This is a genomic window from Comamonas aquatilis (genome assembly GCF_965139575.1).
GTDB lineage: Bacteria > Pseudomonadota > Gammaproteobacteria > Burkholderiales > Burkholderiaceae_C > Comamonas > Comamonas aquatilis.
On record NZ_CBCSIW010000042.1, the window covers coordinates 1 to 3,274 of the forward strand.

A 3,274-nucleotide genomic window follows, 5' to 3' on the forward strand; every position below is an offset into this window, starting at 1 on the left:
GCTTTGAGCGCTGCGTTGTATTGCTTCCAGTTGGTGGTGCGATAGCGAGGTTTGGACTGCGGGGAATGACTCATCGCACGAGGCTACCTGACCCTAGCCTGCGATTTATGCAACAACGCCACTTCTAAGTTGAACGACTGCATCCAGCCTGAAGTAGCCATAAAGTCGAAATTTTCCAACGACTGCGCAGTCGTAAGAAGCCGCGTTCACGCAAGGAAAAGAGCGCTATGTGCGAGCGCTCTTTTCATAGCTAAGACTGCACAACAGGTGCGCCAGACAGAGGTTATTTGCCGCCCAACATCACGAAGGCTAGCTCGAGTTTACGACTTTACGGTTACAAGTCACCGCCCCGCAAACCCGCATGAATGCTAGCCCCGGGTTTACGACTTTATTTGCCGGTTTACGACTTTAATTACCCAGAACACTACAGACGCATCAGTTCACCGAAGCGCCAGACTCATACCAGTTCTTGACCAGATTGCGCTCGTCGTCCGACAGGGCGCCGGGGTTGCCGAAAGGCATTTTGCGCAACTGAACCACTTGTTGGTAAATCTGCTGGGCATGCGATTTGACGGCTTCCGGAGAATCCAGACGCACGCTCTTTTGCTGAATGGCTGCACCGTGGCACAGCACGCAGTGTTGCTGGAACACGGCATTGACCTTGGCAAAGCCATCACCGCCTGCAGCGGCTGCGGCCACCGCAGGCGCAGTTGCCGAAGCTTCAGGCGCTGGAGCAGCAGGAGCCACCGCAGCAGGAGCGGGAGCAGGAGTTGCAGCTGCAACAGGAGCTGGAGCCGGCTTGAGCCAGGCAAACACGGCAATCAGCGCGACCACGCCCACTGCAGCATAAGGCCAGGGGTGGCTGTTGCGACCCAGCTTGAAGCCATGGCGCATCACAAAGAACTGACGAATGGCAGCACCGGCAAACATCATGCCGATCAGAACCAGCCAGTTCAGCTCATGGCTGTACAACCAACCGTAGTGGTTGGACAACATGGCGAACAGCACGGGCAGCGTGAAGTAGGTGTTGTGCACGCTGCGCTGCTTGGCGCGCTGGCCGTGCAGAGGGTCCACGGGCTGACCGGCCTTCAGAGCCGCCACCACCTTGCGCTGGCCAGGGATGATCCAGAAGAACACGTTGGCGCTCATGGAAGTCGCGATCATTGCGCCCATCAGCAGGAAGGCAGCCTGGCCGGGGAAGATGTGGCAGGCCAGGAAGGCGGCAATACACACCAGCACCAGCACCATGGCGCCAACGGTGGCGTCGCCATTCTTCTTCTGACCGAAGGTACGACAGATGAAGTCATACAGCAGCCAGAAAACGACCAGGAAGGACAGTGCGGAGCCGATGGCTGCAGCCGAGCTCATGGCATTCGGATCACCGGGATTGACTAGGTAGATCTTGGCATTCCACAGATAGGAAACCGTCAGCAGCGCAAAGCCGGACAGCCAGGTGGTGTAGCTCTCCCAGTAGAACCAATGCAGGTGATCCGGCATCTTGGGCGGCGAGACATTGAACTTGACGGGGTGGTAGAAACCACCGCCGTGCACAGCCCAGAGTTCGCCGCTGACGCCCTGTTTCTTCAAGTCTTCATCGACAGGCGGCGTCAAGCTGCTGTCCAGGAACACGAAATAGAAAGAGGAGCCCACCCAAGCAATGGCGGTAATGACGTGGAGCCAACGCAATAGCAGGTTGGCCCAGTCGAGAATGTAGCTTTCCATAGCTCTCAACCTTGGCAGCGTGGGGCTGCCGTTCAACCTGCTCACCACTGCGGGCGCTCTGAGCAGTAGAAAAGGCCACGCTCCCTAGGCTAGAAGCTTAGGGGCACCGCTGCGACCTGTCTGTTGACAAAAATTGTATACACTTAACCACATCAAGCCAATCAAACAATGTCTCTCAACCCTCAGTGATTTCCCTTGGTTGTGCATTTTTTGGCCTCGTTGCGTACTGGCTGCTCCACTGAAAACCGATGTTTAGCAGGGCTGACGCCATCTGCAACACAGCCAGAGGCCGATGCCGGACGGCCCGGGATTCGGGCGTTCTGATTGACCAAGACTGATGCTTCAGTGCTGCAGATTTTGCAGCAGCTGTGCGGCAACGGCGACGGCAATCACATCGGGCTCCTTGCCCGTGATGCCGGCCACACCGATAGGGCAGGTCACTTGTGCCAGCTCTGTGTCGCTAAAGCCTCTATCGCGCAAACGGCGCCTGAAGGTTGCCCATTTGGTTTTGCTGCCGATAAGGCCGATAAAGCCCAGATCGGCTCTGGCCCGCTGACGCAGCAGGCACTGGGCCACGATCTCCAGATCCTCTGCATGGCTGAAGCTCATGATCAGCACCTGCGACTGTGCAGGCAAATCGTGCACCGCTGACTGCACGGGATCGGAGTACTCGCATTGCACACCCAAGGCCACATCCTCGGGAAATACCGCGTCACGGCTATCCACCCAGACAACGCGGTACGGTAGACAAGAGAGTATGCGCACCAAGGCATGGCCCACATGCCCGGCCCCAAACAAGGCGACGCTGCGCGATGGCATGGGCAGCAAGGCCTGCAAGCGCTGCTGCTCTCCCGCTGCATAAAACGTATAGCTGAGAACCACGGCACCGCCACAGCACTGCCCCAGACTGGGGCCTAGCGCGTAGTGCTGAGTCACGGGCTGCGCCAACGCCTCAGCCCCAGGCGGCTGGGCCAACAAACGCTGGGCATGTTCTATGGCCTGCCATTCCAGATGGCCTCCGCCAATGGTTCCGAACACGGTATCGGCAAAAACGGCCATCCACGCCCCAGCTTCACGCGGAGCCGATCCGCGCGTGCTCGCCACCTGCACCCAGCACAGCGGTTGCTCCGCCACGCGGGCCAGAATGCTTTTGTATGACTGACTCCACATCCCTGCATATTCTCTGATTTTTGTCCGCTGCTCAGACAGAAACTGATATGAACTGCGCATCAAAGCCGCCATACCCACGGCGCCTCCTACAGCAGCTGCACAAGATGGCTGCTGTACTTGCGCGCCGCGGCGCAGTATCTTTTTGTGACCGGGGCGGCGAATCTCCGCGGTTTCCCTGTCGCGGCGGCATTTGGAGATACGCTTGACCTATGTCGGAGAACACTGAAATGCCCCAAAACTCACAGCCAACCGTCACTCCCGCTGAGCGCAAGAACCCTTTGCGCTGGGCGGCGGCCATGGTCGCCTCGATCACAGCCCTGATTACCGGCTGCCAGATCGTGCCCGGAAGCATGGGTCCCGGCCCCGGCCCCGGCCCCGGTCC

The 3,274-nt window shown here is 58.7% G+C and carries 2 protein-coding genes; both read right to left on the reverse strand.

Going from position 1 to position 3,274, the window contains the following annotated elements:
- Positions 1 to 435: 435 nt before the first annotated feature.
- Positions 436 to 1,722, reverse strand: coding sequence for a urate hydroxylase PuuD (locus ACNAZA_RS22285; RefSeq protein WP_415798676.1), 1,287 nt, complete (start codon positions 1,720 to 1,722; stop codon positions 436 to 438).
- 342 nt (positions 1,723 to 2,064) lie between these two features.
- On the reverse strand, positions 2,065 to 2,892 hold the full coding sequence (gene xdhC, locus ACNAZA_RS22290) for a xanthine dehydrogenase accessory protein XdhC (RefSeq protein WP_415798677.1): 828 nt from the start codon (positions 2,890 to 2,892) through the stop codon (positions 2,065 to 2,067).
- Positions 2,893 to 3,274 lie beyond the last annotated feature (382 nt).